The organism is Rhizobium sp. BK399, from assembly GCF_014194695.1.
Lineage (GTDB): Bacteria > Pseudomonadota > Alphaproteobacteria > Rhizobiales > Rhizobiaceae > Rhizobium.
In genome coordinates this window covers 271,594-290,929 of record NZ_JACIAH010000003.1, presented here as the reverse complement: position 1 = coordinate 290,929, position 19,336 = coordinate 271,594, and the positions used below count along the sequence as shown (strand labels likewise).

Here is a 19,336-nt window from a genome sequence, read left to right as displayed (position 1 = left end):
GCATGGCCGTACGACAAATAGTTCGCCAGTGCTCAAGTGGAGGGCGACGAAGGCCGCGACGGCACTCGTGTCCCGCTCCGTCAGCGGCCTTGGAATTGCGCCTCAACGGGTGGAGAGCGGCGGGGGAGGTGGCGGCGCGGTCGAGCCAGGACCGAGCGAGCACTGAACCATAACACTGTCTGCCCAACGGCCGTAGCGATAGGCGACTCCGCGCAGCAGACCGACGCGAACGAAATTGAACCGTTCGCGCAGCATGAGCGAAGCAGTGTTCTCGGCGTCGATATAGCCAATCATCTGCCGGAAGCCGGCGGCGGCACAAGCGTCGATCAGGTCGTGCATCAGCAGGCGACCGATGCCTTGGCCGAGGTGGTCGTGGTGAACATAGATCGAGCGCTTGACGGTGTGGCGGTAGGCAGGTCGCTTGCGAAACAGGACGACGTAGGCATAGCCTACAACCGCGCCGTCCTTGATCGCGACAAGATGCGGAAGCGGCGGCTCTTCAAGTTCTTGCGTCGCTCGCGCAAATCGTTCGGCTGAGGTGTGTCGCCCTCGTCGTTTGGCTTGATCCGTGCTGCCCAGCGGAATTGCGATCCGACTTCTCGCCTGCCTCACGAAGTCTTTGAGTGACGCCCCGTTCGCTCAGGAACTGCGGAACCATTTGGAGCAAGTTGCGTTGTATATCGTTTCGATGGGGGACTTCATGGTTACGGAGGCTTGCTCGGTTCTCGATGCTCAGGAACAGCGCGCCGCTTGGAAGGTTTTTGATGAAAGCGAGGCGCATTACCGTCGGATTTTCGATGGTGCCCATGTTGCATTGTGGGATCAGGACTTCTCTCGCCTGGTGACACGATTGGAAGAGCTTCGCGCAGACGGGGTTGACGACATACGTGGCTACTTTCAAATGCATCCCGAAGCGACAGCGGATGCGGTCAAATTGGTTCACGTGCGAGACGTTAATGTCTACGCCATGGAGCTCTTCGAGGCTCACGACAAGGTTGAGCTTACAGGTAATCTGGGCGCAACTTTCCTCCCAGAAACGTCGGAAGTTTTCCTCGACGAGATCGTCGCCCTCTGGGAGGGCCGTAAGCGCTTTGAGAGCGAGGCTCATGTCCGTACGCTCAAAGGGCAGCATCTCGAGATCCTCCTGACGATCGCCTGGGAGGGCAAAAACTGCGAGCATTCGCTTGTCAGCATTCTCGATATTTCCCGGCAAAAGGCGGTACAGCGACGCTTTCAAGCGCTCAACAATGTAGCGCACATTGTGTCGAGCGACCTCGAACTGGAACGAGTTGTCCAGGCAGTGACTGACAACGCAACGAGCCTCTCGGGTGCCGAATTCGGCGCCTTTTTCTACAATCTCAATGACGCAAAAGGCGAACGATTGACGCTTTACACGCTCTCAGGGGCGCCGCGGGAAGCGTTCGAGAGGTTCGGAGTGCCGCGTAATACAAGCGTCTTTGAGCCTACCTTCCGCGGGGAGGGCATCGTTCGCTCTGACGACATCAGGAAGGACGCGCGTTACGGGCACAACGAGCCGCATCACGGCATGCCCAAGGGACACCTGCCAGTCGTGAGTTACTTGGCGGTTCCGGTGGTATCACGCAGTAGCGAAGTCCTGGGCGGTCTTTTTTTCGGCCATAGCCGGCCGGGTGTCTTTACCAAGGAAACTGAGGAGATCGTAGCCGGGATCGCTGCACATGCTGCGATGGCAATTGATAACGCCCGCCTCTTGCGCACCGTTCAAAATGAACTTGAGCATCGCCAACAGGCGGAACTCGCGGCCCGGCGGCTGGCTTCTATCGTGGAGTCTTCGCAAGATGCAATCATTAGTAAGGGCCTCGACGGCATCATTACGAGTTGGAATCAAGGAGCCGAACGGCTGTTTGGTTACACGGCCGCGGAGATCGTTGGAAGACCGGTTACAACGTTGTTCCCCGATGAGCTGATTGCTGAAGAGGCGGATATCATCGATCGCATCCGACGCGGTCAGCGGATCGAGCACTATGAAACCGTTCGCGTGCACAAGGACGGAACGCCTATCGACATCTCTCTCACCATCTCTCCCGTTAAGGATGCGGAGGGTCGGATTGTCGGCGCGTCGAAGATCGCCCGCGACATCTCCGATCGGAAGCGCGCCGAGGAAGCTTTGGCGCAGCGAACGGCGGAGCAGGCGGTGCTCCATCGCATGACGGACCGCCTGTATCACGGGTCAGAGCTGCAGCTTGCCTTTGATGCTGCCCTCGATGCAATCACTAGCGCGTTGGGATGCGCTCGAGCGTCGATCTTGCTTTTCGATGACCAGAAGGTGATGCGCTTCGTCGCGTGGCGGGGCTTGTCACAGGCACACAGGCGCGCTGTCGACGGCCATTCCCCGTGGACGGCAGAAACAACCGATGCGACGCCGATGTATGTGTCGACCCTCGAGGAGGCCGATCTGCCAGCGGAGTTGCGAGCGACTATCGAGGCGGAGAAGATCGGCGCGCTCGCATTCATCCCCTTGTTCGGTGAGGGGAGGGTGATTGGGAAATTCATGGCCTACTACGATCAACCGCATACGTTCAGCACGGAGGAGGAAACTGTCGCCGTAGCGATCGCTCGACAACTCGGCTTCGCCATACAGCGGGTTCGTTCCGAGCAAAGCCGCCTACGTGCGGAAGAAGAACTGCGGGAGAGTGAGCAGCGACTGCAGTTGGCCCTTGAGGCTGGAGGTATGGGCGCTTGGGAATGGGACCTCACCTCTGGCAAGATCATCTGGTCGCCAGGATTGGAGTTGATCCATGGACGTCAGCCTGGTTCTTTCGACGGGTCGTTCTCTGAGTTCAAGCGAGACATCCATCCGGAGGATATCGCCGAGGTCGAGTCCGCTATCCATACCGCCGCGGCGAAACGAGAGCCCTATCACGCCATTTACAGAGCGCTGCTTCCGGATGGAGAGCAACGGTGGCTGGAAGCCTTTGGTCGTTGCTTCGAGGAAAGCAACGGCGCACTGAAGAAACTTAGTGGCATTTGCATGGACATTACTGCGCGAAAGCAGGCCGAAGAGCAGCGAGAGATACTCATTGCCGAGCTCAGCCATCGTGTAAAGAATACGCTCGCTACAGTCACTGCTATTGCGCGGCAGTCTTTCTCCTCCAGTGCAAGGGAGGACTGCCGCTCCTTCGAGGCCCGGATCAGGGCACTTGCCCAAACACATGGAAGACTTGCTGAGACAGAGTGGTCCGGCGTGTCGTTGCGGACCATTCTGGACGACGAGCTATCACCCTTCCGGCGCGAGGACGGCCAAAACATACGTATGGCTGGTCCACTCGTTTCCCTACCGCCAAAGCCCGCGCTGGCACTTGGTCTCGCCTTCCACGAGCTAGCCACCAATGCGGCGAAGTATGGCTCGTTCAGTGATGCGAGTGGTTATGTTTCGGTCGACTGGGAACTGCACGACGACGGGTTGCTGATCCAGTGGACTGAGCATGGCGGACCTTTGGTCGATCCACCGACGCGGTCCGGATTTGGCCGACTACTGCCAGAAAAGATCCTCGCCGCTGATCTGAACGGAAAAGTGGACATCGAGTACGACAGGCAAGGAGTTCGGTGTTCATTGTCGCTGCCGGTTCGCGATCGTCTCCAAAGCCGCCGGCGAGCAGCGGGTTAGGGTGTATTGTGCCGAAGTCTAGCGATACACCACGGCGAATACTCCTAGTCGAAGACGAGGCCATCCTCGCCCTGATGCTCGAGCAGGATGTGGTGGAGGCCGGCTACGTGGCGGTTGGCCCGTTCCGAGATCTCGAGACTGCTTTTCGTGCAGCCATCGATGAACCGTGCGACGCCGCGATCCTCGACATCAATTTGGATGGTGAAAGGTCGTATCCCGTTGCCGAGGAACTGGCAAAACGGGGCATCCCTTTCCTATTTCTCAGCGGATATGGGGCCGAAAGCATGCCTGAGAAATTCCGAGGTTGCTTGCGTCTTGCAAAACCCTACGACCCCGTAGATATCGTACGGATGTTAGACCGAATTGCTTAGCGCCCCCAATGGTCAATCGAGTTTGCTTAGCGCTACTGCTTTCGGGCCGTCAGAATGATCCGAAGAGATTTCCGATCGTGATCACGGCGACAAGGGCGACAAGCGCACTTGCGATAGCCGCCATAGCGAGATCGACATAACCGTCCTTATGCGAAACCCCGCATACCGCTAAAGCGAGGTGGCGCCCCAGCCCGGTTCGGCAAGGAAGCTCGCGTCGATACGCGGCAAGGTCGCGAACGACATCACAAGATTGGTCATGACGACGACCAATGATATCCATGACGGTTCCTAGCGCCTATTGCAGAACCGTATCGAGCAGACTTTCAATATCGAAGGTCGCCCGCGTCCCAATATCTGCCCCATGCAGTGCTAGAAATTCGTGCGCGGTTGCCTGCCCTTCTTGCCGGAGCATGGATAGAAACTCCCATTCGCCATTCATCTTGGATGACGCGTTCAATTCCGCCATGCTCGGCGGCGTGGCTATACGGTGGAGCCGGACACTCGACCATTCCTTTGCCCAGGCAATCTCATCCGGTGCAACGCCGCTCTCCGAAAGCATCCGCTGAAGTATGGCCATCGCTCGCAGTTCCTTCTTCAGGCTGGAGTTGAATGAGATTTCGTTGACGCGGTTAAGAATTTCACGCGCGGTTTTGGGAACGCCTGCGCGCTCGACCGGATTGACCTGAACAAGCACGAGGTCACGCGCCGCACTCTCGCGAACCACCGGCGTGAGAAGCGGATTGCCTGAGAAGCCGCCATCCCAATAAGGATCGCCGTCTATTTCGATCGCCTGATGCAACATCGGCAAGCACGCGGATGCCAGCACGACATCGGCGTTCAGTTCAGCGTTGCGAAAGACCCGTGGCAGACCCGTCCGCACGTTGGTCGCGTTGATGAACAGTTTGATGGGAGAGTGTTTCAGAAGCTCGAAATCAACACTTTCCTCGAGGATATCCCGAAGCGGATTGATATTGCCCGGATTGATCTCATAGGGCGAAAACAGCCGACTCATCACGTCGAAGAAAAGATAGGCCGGGGAATTGTCGAGCGACCAGTTGCCGGTCAACACGTCAAGTGCGGTGCGTTGAAACGGGCTGAAGCGCGCAACCTCGCTGACGCGGCTCCAGAACGCCTCCAGCGCCAATTTTGCCCCCGTCTCTCCATCCACTGCAAAGCCGTGGGCAAGGACGACCGCATTCATCGCCCCGGCGGATGTGCCGCTGATGCTTGAAATGATAAGTCCGGGCTCGTCGATAATCCGCTCAATGACCCCCCAGGTGAACGCGCCGTGCGCTCCACCACCCTGCAGGGCGAGATCAATAGCGATTGGCTCTTTGCCGGATCGCGCGGGGCGAGAATTGCTGCGTGGTCTTGGCGGCATACGGACCTTCCCATTTCAGCATCTCTACCCTATGGCGATTATTGCAGCGCAGCAATAGGCAATTCATAGGAGTTCTGTCGCAGAAAGTCAGATGTAAAGGTCAAGGTCAGCGTTTTGCATTCGCAACGATCGCTGCCGTTGACGGGCCGCCGCCGGGCTGGCCTCTGGCACTGGCAGAGCCAATCAAAGTTCAATTCCGGCGCTGCGGCAGCGCGCCGCCGGAATTGTGAGATCAACGCGCGTCGTGAAAGATGATCCCAACGGTGTGACGCATGCCGGAGCGCACACGGCTGACACCATGGCGCAGGTTTACGCGGTAATTCCCCTTGGCGCCCTGGACCGGTCGATTGTGGACAGCGAAGGCGACAGCGTCGCCCTGGCGAAGCGGTACGACCTCGACGCGGCTCTGCATGCGCGGTCGTTGTTCGGTCAGTGCAAATTCGCCGCCTGTGAAGTCACGGCCCGGCTCTGCGAGCAGGATCGCCACCTGGATCGGGAACGCGAGGTCACCGTAAAGATCCTGGTGAAGGCAGTTGAAGTCGCCTGGGACATACTGCAGCAAAAGCGGTGTCGGGCGCGTCTGCCCGGCGTCGTGGCATTGCTGCAGGAATGCGGCGTGTTCGTCTGGAAACCGCTGCTCCAGTCCCATTCGCTCGTTCCATGCGTTGGCGACAACGGCAAGGCGGGGATACAGCGCCGTGCGGATGCCGCCGATGAGATCGGGCAGCGGATATTTGAAATAGCGATACTCACCCTTCCCGAAGCCGTGCCGCGCCATGATGACATGGCTGCGGAAGTGGCTTTCGTCGGGATAGAGCGACGCAATGTTGTTGCATTCGTCGGGCGTGAGAAGGCGGGGAAGGACGGCGCAACCGAAGCCGTCGAGTTCGTCGGCAAGCGCTGTCCAGTCGTAGGCGACAATTCGTGCTTCCGCGGATGCAACCGTTGAGGCCGGTACCATGTCGATCGCGTTCTTGTTCATGCCTTCGCTTCCTTCTGGATGAGGGCACGCTTGCGCTCGATGCCCCAGCGATAGCCGGCAAGCGCGCCGGTGCCGCGCACGACGCGATGGCAGGGAATGGCCAGCGCGATCGGATTGGCGGCGCAGGCGTTGCCGACAGCACGGGAACTGGCGAGCGGGCTGAGCCAACTCGCCAGTTCCCTGTAGCTGACCGTCCTGCCGACCGGGATGGTCTTCAGCTTTTCCCAGACGCGGCGCTGGAACGGGGTGCCTCTCAAGTCGAGCTTCAGATGGAGCCCGCCGGAAGGCTTTTCTATATATTGCAGGACTTTTGCGACGTCGTCCTTCACGGCATCCTCACTTGCAACGAGTGTGGATTGCGGGAAACGGTTGGCGAGATCGGCCGTCAGCTCTTCGGCTTCGTCTCCGAGCAGGATCGCGCAAACGCCACTGGCGCTGCGTGCGACCAACACCCTGCCGAAGTCGCAAGCGGCGACCGCATAGGATAGGACATCGGCGGGAGGCGAGGCGGGCTTCAGGTGCAGCTTTGTCCGCGGCGTGTTCATTTCGACGATGAGATTCATTGCCGTCACTCCTTGCTTTGATCGGATGATCCAACCTACCGCCGGGGCCGCATCGCCAAACTCCGATCCTTGCTTTCAAATCGAAGTTTCGCCTGGGGAAATAGGGAAGCGCCAGACGCTCGCGGCCGGCCCATGACCAGAGTTCGAGCCACTTCGCCCGCGCGTGCATGCCGCTCCGATTGATCGATAGACCAAGCGAGCCTGAGGATTGTCGTCTCTGCGAGAAGATGGGTCTCGCCCGAGGTGAACAGGACTTCGACTTCCCCGTTGCCGAGCATTTGAAACTCGGCATGGCCGGCGATTACGAGTTGCCCGATACATGTCATCACGAGGGCTTTGTCCGGATTGCCCTGGGCGCGCGCAACGAACATGTCGACGGCGTTGGTTCCGACTAGTTTGCGCCGGCTCGTGCTGGCGCCGTATCCGCCCTGTGAAAACATGAGCGTCCGTTTCCTTATGCTAGCCCTCACGCGGCCAGATCGCAAAAATCCGACAATCGCACATCCCCCCAATTAACGATCCACTTGGCCATAAGGCGGTTCCCGCGGCGCTCCGATTGTTGTCGTCAAACTGAAAGAAGATGGAGCGCTACAAGGCGCCCCGGAAGGTGAGATTGATGCGCATGCGTCCGACGATCGCATGGACGCCATCCTTTAATTCGGGAACACCGTGATAGAAGAGCCGCGAGGGGCCGCCCCAAACCGCCACGTCCCCGTGCCGCAATGCATATTTCTTCACGGGATCGCTCCGCTTCAGGCCGCCGAACTGAAAGGTCGCCGCCAGGCCGAGCGAAACCGATACGATTGGTTTGGCGAAGTCCCGTTCGTCTTTGTCCTGATGCAGCGAAAGACGGGCGCCGGGGTCGTAGCGGTTGATCAGGCAGGCGTCGGGACGGAAGTCCGGATAGCCCGCCCGCGTCGCGGCCTCGACTGCTAGGTTGAAGAAGCAGTCCGGCATGGAAGGCCAGGGATGGCCGGTTTCCGGATCGTTGCGATCGTAGCGATAGCCGGTGCGATCCGTGACCCAACCGGCCCTGCCGCAATTCGTCATCGCCACCGACATCGTAAAGCCGCTCGGCGTGACCATGTGCCGAAACGGCGACTGGCTGGTGATGTCTGCGAGCGCGACGAGGAGATCCTTCTCGTAGGGACGAGCCGCACCGCGCAGCAACATGGCACCCTCGGCCATAATTTCGGTCGCGGGATCAGCGGGGGCAAGCATGTCAAGCAGATCGGGCATGTGAGGGCCTATTGCGTCGTATGGATGGAAGGGTGAACGACGGGCCGATAGCCTGCAAGAAGCGCCATCAGCGTCGAAGGCGGCGTCAGCAGCCAGCCGGCGTCGTGAAGGATTTCGGGCCTGTCGTAACCCGCTTCGGTCCAGCGATGGCCGCGACCGGCCTGTAGCGTGTAAGCAGCCTCTCCGGTCGCAACGACCGCACCATCCGGCAGGTCGGCTAACCGGCTGGGGATCGGGTGCAGGCGTTTGTGGCCGCGCTCCAGCCGTTCGGCATGCAGCACGCGATCCATCTGCACGGCTGTCGGCCGCGCCTCGCTCTTTGCTGCTGCCCAGCAGGTCCGGAAACGTTCCGCGGCCTCGCGCCGGCAGAAGAAGCACGGGCGGTGGCCGGCGGCGAGCCCTACAGCCTCATCGAGGAAAAACAGCTCGGTCCAACTCCGGCCCGCCATCACTTCGCGGCGGCGCCCCTTGAACGCGCAGGTGCAGATGAGCCAGGCCCGGGTCGCCCAGCGCCGCCGCAGCAATGTCTTCGTTGCGGGATCATGGATGATGCCGCGATTGCCGGTAAACAGGCCTCGCTGCGAAATGGCGACGATCTCACCGAAAGGCGTAACGCGGTTTTGAAGCGGCATGGCGTTCTTCCTGGGCCGTATTTACGTCAACACGTTTCCGCATTCGCGCGGCATGCGCCACAGATACCACGCAGCGACCGTACGATGCGCCCACAACGTCTTCGAGATCTCGCGCAAATGCTTCGGCTGCGGCTGCTCGGGCAGCGTTTTCAGCACACATAGCCCTCGCGGACACCGAAATCGTCGACGGGCAGGATATCCATCCGCTCCAGCGAATACATCAGCAGCATTTCGACGGTCCAGCGGTCGATTCCCGTGATGACGGTCATGCGCTCGATCAGCGCCTCGTCGTCCATGGTGGCGGCGATGTCGCGGGTGGGGATCAGGCCGTCCAGCGTTCCTTTCGCGATCGCCTTGATGGTGGCGATCTTGCTGGCGGAAAAGCCGCAGGCTCGCAGCGGGTCGACCTCGGCCGCGATCAGGTCTTCCGGGGTCGGGAAATCGCGACCCTCGAATAGCCCCTTGAGACGGCCGATGATAGCGTCGCCGGCCCTGTCCGTCAGCTGCTGATAAGCGATCGCCCGCACGAGCGCCTGGTAGGGCTCGCGGGCGGCTTTGGCATCGTGCCGGCAAGGGCCGACCAGCTTGATCAATCTGGCCCAGTCCTCGTCATGGCTGGCGAGGAAGGCTACGGAGGCGTCACAGCACGAAAAGGCCTTCATACATTCGATTTCCAGCTTATGCACTTTGGGGCGCTTCCCTGTCGAGTAATGCTCGTTTGCGATCAACGCCCCAGGCATAACCGGAAATCGCCCCGTCGTTGCGCACCACGCGATGGCAGGGAATGGCGACCGCGATACTGTTTGCAGCGCAGGCACCGGCGACCGCCCGGGTGGCGCGCGGCGCGCCGATACGGCGGGCGATTTCCGAATAGGACACGCGCTCGCCGACCGGAACCTCCTGCAAAGCTTGCCATACCCGGCGTTGAAACGCCGTGCCGCGAACGTCGAGCGGCAGATCGAGGCCGATGCCGGGATTTTCGACGAAGCCGCAGACCTGGGCGACCAGCGCCTCGTAGTCGCGGTCCATGCCGATCAGGCGCGCCTTCGGGAAACGATCCTGAAGATCGCGAACCAGCGCCTCCGGGTCGTCGCCGAGTAGGATCGAAGCCACGCCCTTCGTGCTGGACGCCACCAGGATCGCGCCGAGATAGGATTGGCCGACTGCAAACTTGATGTCCTCGTTGGTGCCGCCGTCACGATACTGGGTCGGCGTCATGCCAAGCATGCCGTTCGATTTCTCATAGAAGCGGCCACTGGAATTAAAGCCGGCGTCGTACATCGCTTCGGTGACGCTCGTCCCGGTCTCGAGGCCTTCACGTACTTTTTTGGCGCGCTGGCCAACTGCATAGGCCTTCGGGGTCAGCCCCGTCGATGCCTTGAACATGCGATGGAAATAGCTCGGACTGCGATCGACAGCAGCTGCCAGATCCTCCAGCGAGGGCTCTTCCTCGCTGTCCTCGATGATCCGGCAGGCCTTCGCGACGAGCGCGGCCTTCCCGCGTTCGAGTGTAGGACCGTCGGGATTGCAGCGCCGGCAGGCCCGGAAGCCGGTCGCGCGGGCGCTTTCGATCGTGTCGTGCAGGGTGACATTCTTCGGGTTCGCCGTGCGCGACGGGCACGAGGGCCGACAATAGACGCCGGTCGTCGAAACCGAGTACCAGAGCTTACCGTCCGCGGACTTGTCGCGAGTGACGATACGCGCCCAGCGAGGATCGTCCGCTACGAAAGGGTGCGACGTGCGAAGGGTTGGCGCGGGGCGGATGTTCATGTTCATGGTTTCTACCCGAATTCGTTCCAGATCGACCGTGCCTTGGATCCGCAAGGGGCCACACTCCGATCCTCGCTCTCACATGAAGCAAAAACCACCCGGATCTTGCGCAGGTTGTCGACAGAGCGCCTGGTTCGCTTGGAGGTGAAGGCAGATGAGGCTCGCACAGGGGCTGTGCGAGCCTTGGTTCTCCTGACCAAGATTAGCAGCCAGGTGGGCTAGCGCTGTCAGGTTTCAGGCCTTATCGATCAGACTGAGCTGCATCATTGCAGTCAGGCCATCGTCGAGACCATTTTCTTCGACGATCATGCCATCGACGATCTTCAGCACGGTCTTGCCAGTGAAGCGCATCTTGCGGCCGGTTGCGGCCGGCAAGCCGCCGAGAAGGAAGTCATCAAAGGCCGGGCCGGTGTGCGTGCCGCCGCCTTCCCACTGGCCGACGACATAGTCGCCCTCGGCGATCAGGTCGGCGGTGCCCCAGAAGTTGAGATCGGGGAACGCGGCTCGGAAGTCGGTCATGAACGCCTTGATGTCCTCGCGGCCGCGGCGCGGTTCATGCAGGGAATATTGCAGGAGCATGTCGGGTGCCGCGATGTCATCGATAACAGCAAGATTGACCTCCTTGCCCCAGAATTCGGTGAACCAGCGAACCACGACGGCCTTGTTGTCCTCTTCCTTGCTCATGGGAAGTCCTTTCTTCAAATCGTGCGACCATCGAAACCACTCGATGACCTGATGAAACGGATATTTGAGCTTTCCGGCGACCAAACTCCGGTTCTTATCTTCGAATTGGAAACGGGTGTGCTGGGCGATCCCATCAAAGGCGAAAGGCGCGCCCGCCCAGTGAAGAGATGCAGATCCGGCCGGACCTGCATCGCATTCGTTTCACTAGAATGAGTGATCAGCAGGCACCATCTGCGTTTCGATGGCGATGGTGATGATGTCGCCGAGTTCGGGGATTGCGAAATCCAGTCCCCATTCGCTGCGGCGGATCCTGCCGGTTGCCGAGAAGCCGATCTTCGGGACACCCATCCTTGGGTGCTTGGCCATCGAGCCGTTGAAGGTGACGTCGAGCGTTGCCGGGTGTGTCTCGCCGCGAAAGGTGAGGAGGCCTTCGACCGTGCCGGTGTTCTCGCCGGTCACGTGGATCGTCCTGGAGACGAAAGTGATCGGCTTGGCTGCCAGGAAGGTCTCCCCTGTACCGATTTCTGCGTCGAAGTCGACCTTCTCCGGCCAGGGATAGTCGGTGCGGACTGAGAGCGGATCGATCGCAACCGAGAGCGTGGAGGTTTCCGGCTGTTCCGGCTTCCAGTCGAGTCGCGCATCGACTTTGGTGAACCGCGCGGTGTAGTGCGACAGGCCGGAGTGGTCGAAGGACCAGCTGAGACTCGAATGCGAGGGGTCGGTCTTATAGGTCCCGGTCGGCGCCGGATCTGTGGCGGCGGCAAGGGCGAGCGTCGTGCTCAAACCAAGAGCAAGGGCGAATGTGGTTATGCGAAGCATGGATGTTTCCTCGGATGTGGGATGATGCGGGGCATCGGCTCAAGCCGCCTTGTCGCGGCTGATGGCCTGGAGGCGCTCCCAGACGTGGCCGGGTTGTGGGATATCGAGATCGAACACGGTCTCGAACGTGTCGGAAAGATGTCCGGCGCTCGTGATGCGCTGCTCGGTGACGCTGTTCGCCGTCACATGGCTCAGACGGTCGTTCTGAAGTGCGACATAACCGTCCGCCGTGTGACGCAGGACCGCGAGTGCATTTGTGAAGGGGGAGCCTGGATCCTGCATCAGCCAGCCATGCGTTGCGACCATTGCGGACTCGTCGCTATGGTCGGCCTGGAAATCGAAGCTTTTCGCGATGCCGTGCACATGGTTGTTGAAGCGGAGCCAGCCGTCGTCCGTTGGCATGATCGAGAAGTCGAAGCCGCGCTGGCTGAATGGTCCTGAGGCGAGTGGCACCGGCTCGATGATGGCGTCCGCCACGCCGACTTCGGCAAGATAGGGCCGATCGAGGTCGATACGCAGCGTCAGATGGTTGCCGATGGCGATGTCGCCGAGCCTTTCCCGGTCGACGCCGCCGCACAGGCGGGTCACGCGGAAGCCAAGTGCGGCAAGGGCGGCACCGAAGAGGCCGTTCATTTCGTAACACCAGCCGCCGCGCCGCCGTTCGACCATCTTGGCGAAGGCCCCAGCCGGGGTGATCGTTGAGGGCCATCCCATGAAGGCATCGACCGCCTCCCATGTAAAGCTCATGAGATGCGCGCGGTGCAGCTGCGATAGGCTTCGGATGTCAAGACGCGACGGCCGCTCGACCGCGATCCGGGTCAGATAGGCATCGAGCTGCGTGGCTGTCAGGGGCATAGCGTTTTCGTTCGAAGGCACGTGTGTCATCCTTCGATCTCCTTTCAATGGACCGTTGTTCAGTTCCGGTGTTGTGCTGGGGTGGTTCAGGCGACCTCGCGGTCGTCCTCGGGCGGGAAGGCCAGACCGAAGTCCTTGGCGACCGAGGCGATCTGCTCGGGCGTTTCGGGTTTGCAGAGCTCGACGATCGGAAAGAAGCTTTCGAACCCGCCCGGTGTGACGACGCCCATGAGGCGGCCCTCCGTCTTCCCGACATTGCGAAAGCGGTGCGGCACGCCGCGCGGCAGTGCGATGCAGCCGCCTTCGGCAAGTTCGATATAGTCGCCGCCGCACCAGAAGCCGAAGCGCCCGCTAAGGACGCGAAAGAACTCGTCCTCGCGCTCGTGTATATGCAGTGGCGAGCCTTCGCCGGCCTGCAAATAGGCCTCGTACATGCCGAGGGAACCGCCAGTATTGTCCGCCATCATGCGGATCACATGCTTACCGAACGCCATTGCTCGCGTCCCATGCCTCGGCGGCGAAACCGCCGCATAGGTAAACTTTTTCATCTTGCTCTCCAGGTTCGGAATGCATCGATCGTCGATGCTTTCACTGTTGCGGCAGGACGCAGAAATCCGAACCGCGCTCCGACTACCGGGGCGCGGTGCCAATGTCTTTTGCCCGGCCGCACGAGGCCGCCGATGGCGTGCAGATGACAATTGTCCGGGCCGTCCAGCCGGTACGGCATTTCTATAGCGCACCGCGAAAACCGGCGTTCCTAAATGAATGTGCAAGCCATGCCGAATATCCTAAAAGTTTGCTAAGAAGATCGGGGATGCGCGCAATGGGGGACGGCAGTGAGGTTCGACGACAGGCTTCTCGATTTTTTCAATCGGCCGCTGATGTGCATTATCGCCGCGGCTGACGAGACCGGCCGTCCTTCGGCGGGACGCGGTGTCGGCTTCCATCCCCTGGAAGACCGCGAGACAGTCGACGTCATCTTTTCCGCTTGGCAGTGGCCACGGCTCGAAGCTTGTATCCGGCAGACCGGGCGGCTCGCTGTCACCTTCGTCAGCCCGTCGGATTATGTCAGTTTTCAACTGAAGGGGTCCGCCGAGATGCGGGAGACGGAAACACCCGACCTCGATCGCGCCGACCACTTTATAATGGCAGCGACCGACGAGCTGGAATCCCTCGGCGTGCCGCGGCGCCTTATCGCTCCATGGTTGACGGCACGAGAGGCGCGCGTCGCTCGGCTCATGATCAGTGAAATCTACATACAGACGCCCGGCCCGCTCGCGGGCATGTTGGCAGGCACGCAGACTGGTGCGAGGTCTCAATGAACCTGCGGCTTTCCGATCTTTCCGCCTGCTTCGAGGGCGTCATTCCGTCCATCATCGCCACGGCGTCGGCCGATGGCATGCCGAACATCTCCTATCTCTCGCATGTGGTGCGGGTCGATGAAGAGCATGTCGCGCTTTCCAACCAGTTCTTCGCCAAGACGGCGGCGAATGTACGCGCCAATCCCAAGGTCACACTGATCGTGGTCGACGGCTTCACCGGCGATCAGTTCCTGCTCGACATCGGTTTTGTTCGTTCCGTTGATACCGGTACACTGTTCGACAGGATCGCCCGCCAGCTCAAGGCGAGTAGCGCGCAGGTCGGCATGTCCGATGTCATGCGGCTCAGAAGCGCCGATATTTTCCGAGTGCACGGAATAGAAAAGGTTCCATCGCCGGCGGAAACAGGCTCACCCGCGACGGGCCGCGCGCCCGTCAGCCTTCCCGCCCTTTCTGAGGCGATCAAGGTCATCGAGCGACAGGCGGAAGCCGATGAGATCATCGACAGTCTGCTCGGCGGCGTCCAGCGCGTCCTCGGATACGATCATGCGCTCGTGCTCATCCACGACAGCCATCGTGGCTGCCTCATCACCACCGGTAGCATAGGCTACGAGCGCTCGGGTCTCGGATCGGAAATCGCCGGCAGCGAGGGATTGATCGGCGCAGCTGCGACGAGCGGCCAGACGATCAAGGTTAGCGACATGAGCCGCGTGCGCCGGTTCGGAGAGGCGATCGGTCTGGAGGCAGAACGGACCGAAAATGCCACGCGTACTGTCGCTTTCCCGCAATTGTCGACGGCCATGAGCCAGATCGCCATTCCCATGACCGCCCAAGGAACGGTGACAGGTGTACTCTTCATCGAGAGCACCGAGCGGCTCGCCTTCCGCGAAGAGGACGAGGCTGCTCTCGAAATTCTGGTTGGACAGGCGGCCAGCGCCCTCAGGGCCAGCGAGCGGGAAGCGGCGGCGGCCGAATTGAAGCCGGCGGTCGGCATGCCCGAGTCTGTTATCGCCGGGCGGGAAGTCCGCGTCGTCCATCACCGCTTCGACGACAGTGTGTTCGTCGACGGAACCTACATAGTGAAGGGCGTTGCCGGGACCTTGCTGCGCCTGATGCTCGATTGGCATCTGAGCGACGGCAGGACCGAATTCACGAACAGAGAAATGCGGCTTGCGGTCGGTTCCCGGATGCCGGAGATCAAGGACAATCTTGAAACCCGGCTTCTGCTGCTGCGTCGCCGACTCGACGAAAAGCAGGCGCCCGTACGCCTCGTCCGCGTCAGCAGAGGCCGCGTCAGGCTGAAGGCGGAAGGACCGCTCATCCTCGAGGTCACCGCCTCCGACGAGACGACCTTCGAGAGGCTCTAGCCGGTCGGTAGTCTAATCCTTTCAAGGCGTAGGTCGATCTCAGTTGACAAACTTTGCATGCTCATTTGCGTTCAAACTGAGGAGCCCAACCGCGCGTTATGCCCCGGCTCATGGCGCTCTTGGCCAGTGACAGTTGCTGCCGCAAGTGCCTGATGTCCTCGAGCAGTGTGGCAATCGTCGCATTCACGTCGTCGTCATGCCAGGCGAGGGCTGCCTGCACTTCGAAATCGACGTCTTCCTTGGCCACGGGCAGCATCAGTGTAAATCCAAGCTCAGTTGCTGGCCTTTCAGAACGGGCAGGGGGCGACCGATCTCGATGTTGCCAAATACGCGCTTGCGGCGTTCGGCATCGCGTTCGCGCTCAGCCTTACTCGCGGCTACGGCTGCCAGGGCATTTGCAATGACTTGCTCTGTATGGGTCATAGGAGCCTCCATGGGAATGTTCTTATTTTGTTCTCATTCAATGAAAAGTCAAGGACGTGCGGGCTCAGTGCTCTGGACGAAAGCGAATCGGCCTCCATTTATCAATACGGAAAAGTCAAGGGAGTTAGGGGCATGGTTGGCGAAATCCCCGTCTTTATCAGTCCGATGGACGTCGAAATTGAAGGCAACGGCCGATATCGACATGCTGATACAGTCGCAGATCTCGCCGCCATGCTCCTAAGCAGCAAATGGCCGAAAAGTCGTCCGTCGTTTCACAGCGCTCTGATGGCGTCCCTGGAGGCGATGGAATTTTACACTGACGCAGCGACAGCTCGGGCAGCTTTCGTAATTGCGGCGCACGAAGCGGGGCTTCGCGTTCTTCCGGACGACGGAGAAAAATCGCAAAAGAACTACCCAAGAAATGATGAGCAGCGCCCCAGAGCGCACGCCGGGGGGAAGGTCCGCCCTTTAGAGGACGGCCCAAGGTAAACAGATGATTGCCGCTCCCCGACGGTACACGCGATGGCGGCCGCCCTTCATCGCAGTGACGCTAGTGCTGTTCTTTTTTACCTGCGGATTGCCAAAAGTTACCTTCGCAGATCCCGTTACCGATGATGGTCGCGCTTTGATAGCAGCGATACGGGCGAACGATTTTCTTAGCGCTCGCAACATCTTACGCCGCGGGAATATCGACGGAAATGGATTTGCCGATGGGCGTTTCAAACGAAGTTTTGTAAAGGAAGCTCTACAGGCGCAGGCTGATGACCGTATGGTCGACCTATTGCTGGAGAACGGCGCGGACCAGAAGGGATGGGACTATTTCGCAGGTCGCGCCTCAGGCGCTTACGTGGTGGCCGTCGGGGGTGTCAAAAGGCGCGGTGCTGATTCGACGGTTCGGATCATCAAGGCGCTAAGAAGCAAAAACTTCGAGCATATTCGTGGTGTAAAGGAGAACATCAGCCTCCTTTCGATTAATGGGCTTCCCTATCCAGATTTCGTCTCCATTGTTGACGAGCTGTCCGCCGATGGAATTGACCTGAAGGGTGAGTTTCGTAACGGGACGCTCAAAATGGTGCGAGTTTTCGATACTGGCGTTGAGACCACCTGGCCGTATCTTCTTAAAATCATTGATGTGAATGAGGCCGATGCGTGGGGAAATACCATTATGGGCGTTTACGCTGGGGCCAGTTGCACGGTGGAGAGCTGGCAGCAAGACGATCCTGTTTGGTTTTGCAACGAGGATCCTGCCAGGTTGAGGAAGATTGAAATTGCTGCCCATTCGCCGGGGTTTAAGGGAGACACACTTCTACAAAAGGCCGGTGGCTGGACCACGTTCGACTATCTAGACTTCACATCTGGTCAAACTGGGAGTTGCTTCAGCCTCCCACGCGAGATCAGTCCGGTTCAGGACGAAATTCGGGACTTCGTGAAATCCACCTTCTCAGGAGAACTGGCGCAGTGGACACCGGTGAACGACCCGTCATGTTCGGTACGCGGTTCGACCATCGTTTGCAAATGCCTGAGGCCGTAAGAAGTTGCTCACCGCATGGGTCCGCTATGCCGACTAGCTCGGATACCGCGCGGGTCGCCAACTAGCCAAGCAGCATAACGACAACCATGCCCCAGATCGTCAGCAGCGTGTTGCCGATGGCGTATGTTACGGTATAGCCGAGGGCCGGAACCTGGCTTTTCGCAGCGTCGGTAATCATGCCAAGGGCCGCGGTCGTGGTCCGGGCGCCAGCGCAGGCGCCGAACAGGATGGCCGGGTCAAACTTGAACAGATATTTCCCGGTGTACATCGCGAGGATCAAGGGGATGGTGGTCGCGACGACGCCCCAGAGGAACAGGCTGACGCCGAGCTCCTTGAGACCTGCGACGAAGCCGGGCCCGGCGGTAAGGCCGACGACCGCGATGAAGACGTTCAGGCCCACCGAATTCATGAACCACACGGTCGACGATGGAATCCGACCGAATGTGGGGTGCACCGATCGCAGCCAGCCGAAGACAAGGCCCGAGATCAATGCGCCGCCGGCGGTCGAGAGGGTCAGCGGTATGCCCGCAACATTCAGGACGAACGCGCCGACGAGCCCGCCCAATACGATTGCAGCGCCGATGAAGGCGACATCGGCGACGTCGGTGGCTCGGTCGGCATAGCCGATGTGTTTGGTGGCGGCCGCAATGTCCTTTGAGCGGCCGACGAGTGTCAGGATGTCGCCGCGGTGTAGGACGGTGTCGGGCAGGATGGGGATGACGACCGCGGTAGCTCCGCGCACAATCTTGCGCAGGAATACACCACGCGCGGCTGGCGACTTGGCAATCTCGGAGAGCTTCTTGCCATCGATCTCCTTGCTGGTAACGAATACGTCGACGCCTTCAGCTGGGACATTCTGCAGTTCGGGATCGTTGACTTCCTCCGCTTCGTGACCAAGCACGTTGACCAGCACATCGGTAGGACCAACCACGGCAACGACATCGCCAGCTTGCAGAACCGTATCGGCCGTCGCCTCCTGGATCACGCCGTCCCGACGGATGCGCTCTACGAAAACCCGTGCGTTTGGGATAAGCGCCTCAGCCTTCGCGGCCGTCAGGCCAACCACGGGCCCACCGGGCTTGATCCGGTATGCGCGCAGTTCGAAACGGTGCCAGGCCGAACCTGCCCCACCAAGTTCTGCCGCGGCGCTGTGGCGGGTTTCATAGTCCTTGCAGGCGGCGACGAGGTCGATTCCAAGAAGTCTTGGACCGACAAGCGCGAGAATGACTGCCGATCCCGCCGTGCCGAAGATGTAGGTCACCGCATAGGCGATGGGCATCGCGTTGAGCGTCGCAGTTACTTGGTCGGGCGGTAGGCCGGCGCGGTTTATCGCGTCCGTCGCTAGGCCCATGGAGGCCGAGATCGTCTGAGACCCGGCATAAAGACCGGCCGCGGAACCGATATCATAACCCGCCAACATCGCAAGGATCACCGGAACGGCAAGGCAGTAGATGCAGACGATCACCGAAAAGGCAGCCTGCGGCAGGCCATCGGTTGCGATGCCACGCACAAATTGCGGGCCGACGCCGTATCCTACCGCAAAAAGGAACATGAGAAAGAATACCGATTTTACGTTCGGCGACACGGTAATTCCGAGCTGACCAATGACCACGGCCGCAAGCAAGGTCGAGGTGACGGCCCCAAGGCCGAGACCCTTATAGGTGAACTTTCCGACGAAGTAGCCGATCGCAAGCGATAGGAAGATCGCGATCTCGGGATATTTTCGAAGCGTTTCGGCGAACCATTCGAACATG

At 60.2% G+C, this 19,336-nt stretch carries 22 protein-coding genes; 7 read left to right on the top strand and 15 right to left on the bottom strand.

Features of this window, described 5'->3' with window-relative positions; all coding sequences use genetic code 11:
* Window positions 1-102: 102 nt before the first annotated feature.
* Window positions 103-612, bottom strand: a complete 510-nt coding sequence (locus FHT97_RS10285; RefSeq protein ID WP_348649618.1) for an N-acetyltransferase family protein — start codon at window positions 610-612, stop codon at window positions 103-105.
* Window positions 613-700: 88 nt separating this feature from the next.
* Between FHT97_RS10285 and FHT97_RS10280 the strand changes: the two genes are divergently transcribed.
* The gene (locus FHT97_RS10280; RefSeq protein ID WP_246712593.1) at window positions 701-3,646 is read left to right on the top strand and encodes a PAS domain S-box protein; all 2,946 of its coding nucleotides are present in this window, start codon (window positions 701-703) and stop codon (window positions 3,644-3,646) included.
* Window positions 3,647-3,720: 74 nt separating this feature from the next.
* The gene (locus FHT97_RS10275; protein WP_071224919.1) at window positions 3,721-4,017 is read left to right on the top strand and encodes a hypothetical protein; all 297 of its coding nucleotides are present in this window, start codon (window positions 3,721-3,723) and stop codon (window positions 4,015-4,017) included.
* A gap of 295 nt (window positions 4,018-4,312) precedes the next feature.
* On the opposite strand, the gene FHT97_RS10270 is transcribed toward FHT97_RS10275, so the two are convergent.
* The 3 genes from FHT97_RS10270 to FHT97_RS10260 all read right to left on the bottom strand — a co-directional run bounded on the left by FHT97_RS10270 (window position 4,313) and on the right by FHT97_RS10260 (window position 6,943).
* A complete protein-coding gene (locus FHT97_RS10270) occupies window positions 4,313-5,398 on the bottom strand; it encodes a patatin-like phospholipase family protein (protein WP_183861870.1) in 1,086 nt (361 codons plus the stop codon).
* Between the two features lie 232 nt (window positions 5,399-5,630).
* Complete coding sequence (locus FHT97_RS10265; protein ID WP_183861868.1) at window positions 5,631-6,380, bottom strand: 2OG-Fe(II) oxygenase; 750 nt, start codon at window positions 6,378-6,380, stop codon at window positions 5,631-5,633.
* A complete protein-coding gene (locus tag FHT97_RS10260) occupies window positions 6,377-6,943 on the bottom strand; it encodes a methylated-DNA--[protein]-cysteine S-methyltransferase (protein WP_183861866.1) in 567 nt (188 codons plus the stop codon). Before FHT97_RS10260 ends, FHT97_RS10265 begins: the two co-directional genes overlap by 4 nt.
* Before the next feature lie 179 nt (window positions 6,944-7,122).
* Between FHT97_RS10260 and FHT97_RS10255 the strand changes: the two genes are divergently transcribed.
* Window positions 7,123-7,338 carry a hypothetical protein gene (locus FHT97_RS10255; RefSeq protein WP_183861864.1) on the top strand — a complete coding sequence of 72 codons (216 nt, stop codon included), beginning with the start codon at window positions 7,123-7,125 and terminating at the stop codon, window positions 7,336-7,338.
* Between the two features lie 193 nt (window positions 7,339-7,531).
* On the opposite strand, the gene alkB is transcribed toward FHT97_RS10255, so the two are convergent.
* The 8 genes from alkB to FHT97_RS10215 all read right to left on the bottom strand — a co-directional run bounded on the left by alkB (window position 7,532) and on the right by FHT97_RS10215 (window position 13,490).
* The gene (alkB, locus tag FHT97_RS10250; RefSeq protein ID WP_183861862.1) at window positions 7,532-8,182 is read right to left on the bottom strand and encodes a DNA oxidative demethylase AlkB; all 651 of its coding nucleotides are present in this window, start codon (window positions 8,180-8,182) and stop codon (window positions 7,532-7,534) included.
* 8 nt (window positions 8,183-8,190) lie between these two features.
* The gene (locus FHT97_RS10245) at window positions 8,191-8,814 is read right to left on the bottom strand and encodes a hypothetical protein (protein ID WP_183861860.1); all 624 of its coding nucleotides are present in this window, start codon (window positions 8,812-8,814) and stop codon (window positions 8,191-8,193) included.
* Window positions 8,815-8,963: 149 nt separating this feature from the next.
* Window positions 8,964-9,476 (bottom strand): DNA-3-methyladenine glycosylase 2 family protein, encoded by a 513-nt coding sequence (locus tag FHT97_RS10240; RefSeq protein WP_210296666.1) that lies wholly within the window; start codon window positions 9,474-9,476, stop codon window positions 8,964-8,966.
* A 16-nt stretch (window positions 9,477-9,492) separates the two neighbouring features.
* Window positions 9,493-10,590 (bottom strand): bifunctional DNA-binding transcriptional regulator/O6-methylguanine-DNA methyltransferase Ada, encoded by a 1,098-nt coding sequence (gene ada, locus FHT97_RS10235; RefSeq protein WP_246712592.1) that lies wholly within the window; start codon window positions 10,588-10,590, stop codon window positions 9,493-9,495.
* 228 nt (window positions 10,591-10,818) lie between these two features.
* Window positions 10,819-11,268 (bottom strand): ester cyclase, encoded by a 450-nt coding sequence (locus tag FHT97_RS10230; RefSeq protein WP_183861858.1) that lies wholly within the window; start codon window positions 11,266-11,268, stop codon window positions 10,819-10,821.
* A 204-nt stretch (window positions 11,269-11,472) separates the two neighbouring features.
* Entirely contained in the window at window positions 11,473-12,087 is a 615-nt protein-coding gene (locus FHT97_RS10225; RefSeq protein WP_183861855.1) for a YceI family protein, read from the bottom strand.
* Between the two features lie 39 nt (window positions 12,088-12,126).
* Window positions 12,127-12,972 carry an arylamine N-acetyltransferase gene (locus FHT97_RS10220; protein ID WP_183861853.1) on the bottom strand — a complete coding sequence of 282 codons (846 nt, stop codon included), beginning with the start codon at window positions 12,970-12,972 and terminating at the stop codon, window positions 12,127-12,129.
* Between the two features lie 56 nt (window positions 12,973-13,028).
* Entirely contained in the window at window positions 13,029-13,490 is a 462-nt protein-coding gene (locus FHT97_RS10215; protein WP_183861851.1) for a cupin domain-containing protein, read from the bottom strand.
* Between the two features lie 288 nt (window positions 13,491-13,778).
* Between FHT97_RS10215 and FHT97_RS10210 the strand changes: the two genes are divergently transcribed.
* Window positions 13,779-14,264: a pyridoxamine 5'-phosphate oxidase family protein gene (locus FHT97_RS10210; RefSeq protein ID WP_183861849.1), complete on the top strand. Its 486-nt coding sequence runs from the start codon at window positions 13,779-13,781 to the stop codon at window positions 14,262-14,264.
* Entirely contained in the window at window positions 14,261-15,628 is a 1,368-nt protein-coding gene (locus FHT97_RS10205; protein WP_183861847.1) for a GAF domain-containing protein, read from the top strand. Before FHT97_RS10210 ends, FHT97_RS10205 begins: the two co-directional genes overlap by 4 nt.
* Before the next feature lie 61 nt (window positions 15,629-15,689).
* Here the strand turns inward: FHT97_RS10205 and FHT97_RS10200 are convergent, their stop codons facing one another.
* On the bottom strand, window positions 15,690-15,884 hold the full coding sequence (locus tag FHT97_RS10200; protein ID WP_016555129.1) for a hypothetical protein: 195 nt from the start codon (window positions 15,882-15,884) through the stop codon (window positions 15,690-15,692).
* Window positions 15,884-16,051: a hypothetical protein gene (locus FHT97_RS10195; RefSeq protein WP_183861845.1), complete on the bottom strand. Its 168-nt coding sequence runs from the start codon at window positions 16,049-16,051 to the stop codon at window positions 15,884-15,886. Before FHT97_RS10195 ends, FHT97_RS10200 begins: the two co-directional genes overlap by 1 nt.
* Between FHT97_RS10195 and FHT97_RS31545 the strand changes: the two genes are divergently transcribed.
* Together FHT97_RS31545 and FHT97_RS10185 are read left to right on the top strand one after the other, a co-directional pair.
* Window positions 16,043-16,540, top strand: coding sequence for a DUF982 domain-containing protein (locus FHT97_RS31545; RefSeq protein WP_348649617.1), 498 nt, complete (start codon window positions 16,043-16,045; stop codon window positions 16,538-16,540). The genes FHT97_RS10195 and FHT97_RS31545 overlap by 9 nt on opposite strands.
* A gap of 4 nt (window positions 16,541-16,544) precedes the next feature.
* The gene (locus FHT97_RS10185) at window positions 16,545-17,582 is read left to right on the top strand and encodes a hypothetical protein (RefSeq protein ID WP_183861841.1); all 1,038 of its coding nucleotides are present in this window, start codon (window positions 16,545-16,547) and stop codon (window positions 17,580-17,582) included.
* Window positions 17,583-17,643: 61 nt separating this feature from the next.
* On the opposite strand, the gene aspT is transcribed toward FHT97_RS10185, so the two are convergent.
* Window positions 17,644-19,335: an aspartate-alanine antiporter gene (gene aspT, locus FHT97_RS10180; RefSeq protein WP_183755430.1), complete on the bottom strand. Its 1,692-nt coding sequence runs from the start codon at window positions 19,333-19,335 to the stop codon at window positions 17,644-17,646.
* Between the last annotated feature and the right edge of the window lies 1 nt (window position 19,336).

What these genes read in the sequence shown, in the direction of transcription:
- FHT97_RS10280 (WP_246712593.1), top strand. Translation starts at nt 701, where the DNA reads ATGGTTACGGAGGCTTGCTCGGTTCTCGATGCTCAGGAACAGCGCGCC.
- FHT97_RS10275 (WP_071224919.1), top strand. Translation starts at nt 3,721, where the DNA reads ATGCTCGAGCAGGATGTGGTGGAGGCCGGCTACGTGGCGGTTGGCCCG.
- FHT97_RS10270 (WP_183861870.1), bottom strand. Translation starts at nt 5,398, where the DNA reads ATGCCGCCAAGACCACGCAGCAATTCTCGCCCCGCGCGATCCGGCAAA.
- FHT97_RS10265 (WP_183861868.1), bottom strand. Translation starts at nt 6,380, where the DNA reads ATGAACAAGAACGCGATCGACATGGTACCGGCCTCAACGGTTGCATCC.
- FHT97_RS10260 (WP_183861866.1), bottom strand. Translation starts at nt 6,943, where the DNA reads ATGAATCTCATCGTCGAAATGAACACGCCGCGGACAAAGCTGCACCTG.
- alkB (WP_183861862.1), bottom strand. Translation starts at nt 8,182, where the DNA reads ATGCCCGATCTGCTTGACATGCTTGCCCCCGCTGATCCCGCGACCGAA.
- FHT97_RS10245 (WP_183861860.1), bottom strand. Translation starts at nt 8,814, where the DNA reads ATGCCGCTTCAAAACCGCGTTACGCCTTTCGGTGAGATCGTCGCCATT.
- FHT97_RS10240 (WP_210296666.1), bottom strand. Translation starts at nt 9,476, where the DNA reads ATGAAGGCCTTTTCGTGCTGTGACGCCTCCGTAGCCTTCCTCGCCAGC.
- ada (WP_246712592.1), bottom strand. Translation starts at nt 10,590, where the DNA reads ATGAACATGAACATCCGCCCCGCGCCAACCCTTCGCACGTCGCACCCT.
- FHT97_RS10230 (WP_183861858.1), bottom strand. Translation starts at nt 11,268, where the DNA reads ATGAGCAAGGAAGAGGACAACAAGGCCGTCGTGGTTCGCTGGTTCACC.
- FHT97_RS10225 (WP_183861855.1), bottom strand. Translation starts at nt 12,087, where the DNA reads ATGCTTCGCATAACCACATTCGCCCTTGCTCTTGGTTTGAGCACGACG.
- FHT97_RS10220 (WP_183861853.1), bottom strand. Translation starts at nt 12,972, where the DNA reads ATGACACACGTGCCTTCGAACGAAAACGCTATGCCCCTGACAGCCACG.
- FHT97_RS10215 (WP_183861851.1), bottom strand. Translation starts at nt 13,490, where the DNA reads ATGAAAAAGTTTACCTATGCGGCGGTTTCGCCGCCGAGGCATGGGACG.
- FHT97_RS10205 (WP_183861847.1), top strand. Translation starts at nt 14,261, where the DNA reads ATGAACCTGCGGCTTTCCGATCTTTCCGCCTGCTTCGAGGGCGTCATT.
- FHT97_RS10200 (WP_016555129.1), bottom strand. Translation starts at nt 15,884, where the DNA reads ATGCTGCCCGTGGCCAAGGAAGACGTCGATTTCGAAGTGCAGGCAGCC.
- FHT97_RS31545 (WP_348649617.1), top strand. Translation starts at nt 16,043, where the DNA reads ATGGGTCATAGGAGCCTCCATGGGAATGTTCTTATTTTGTTCTCATTC.
- FHT97_RS10195 (WP_183861845.1), bottom strand. Translation starts at nt 16,051, where the DNA reads ATGACCCATACAGAGCAAGTCATTGCAAATGCCCTGGCAGCCGTAGCC.
- FHT97_RS10185 (WP_183861841.1), top strand. Translation starts at nt 16,545, where the DNA reads ATGATTGCCGCTCCCCGACGGTACACGCGATGGCGGCCGCCCTTCATC.
- aspT (WP_183755430.1), bottom strand. Translation starts at nt 19,335, where the DNA reads ATGTTCGAATGGTTCGCCGAAACGCTTCGAAAATATCCCGAGATCGCG.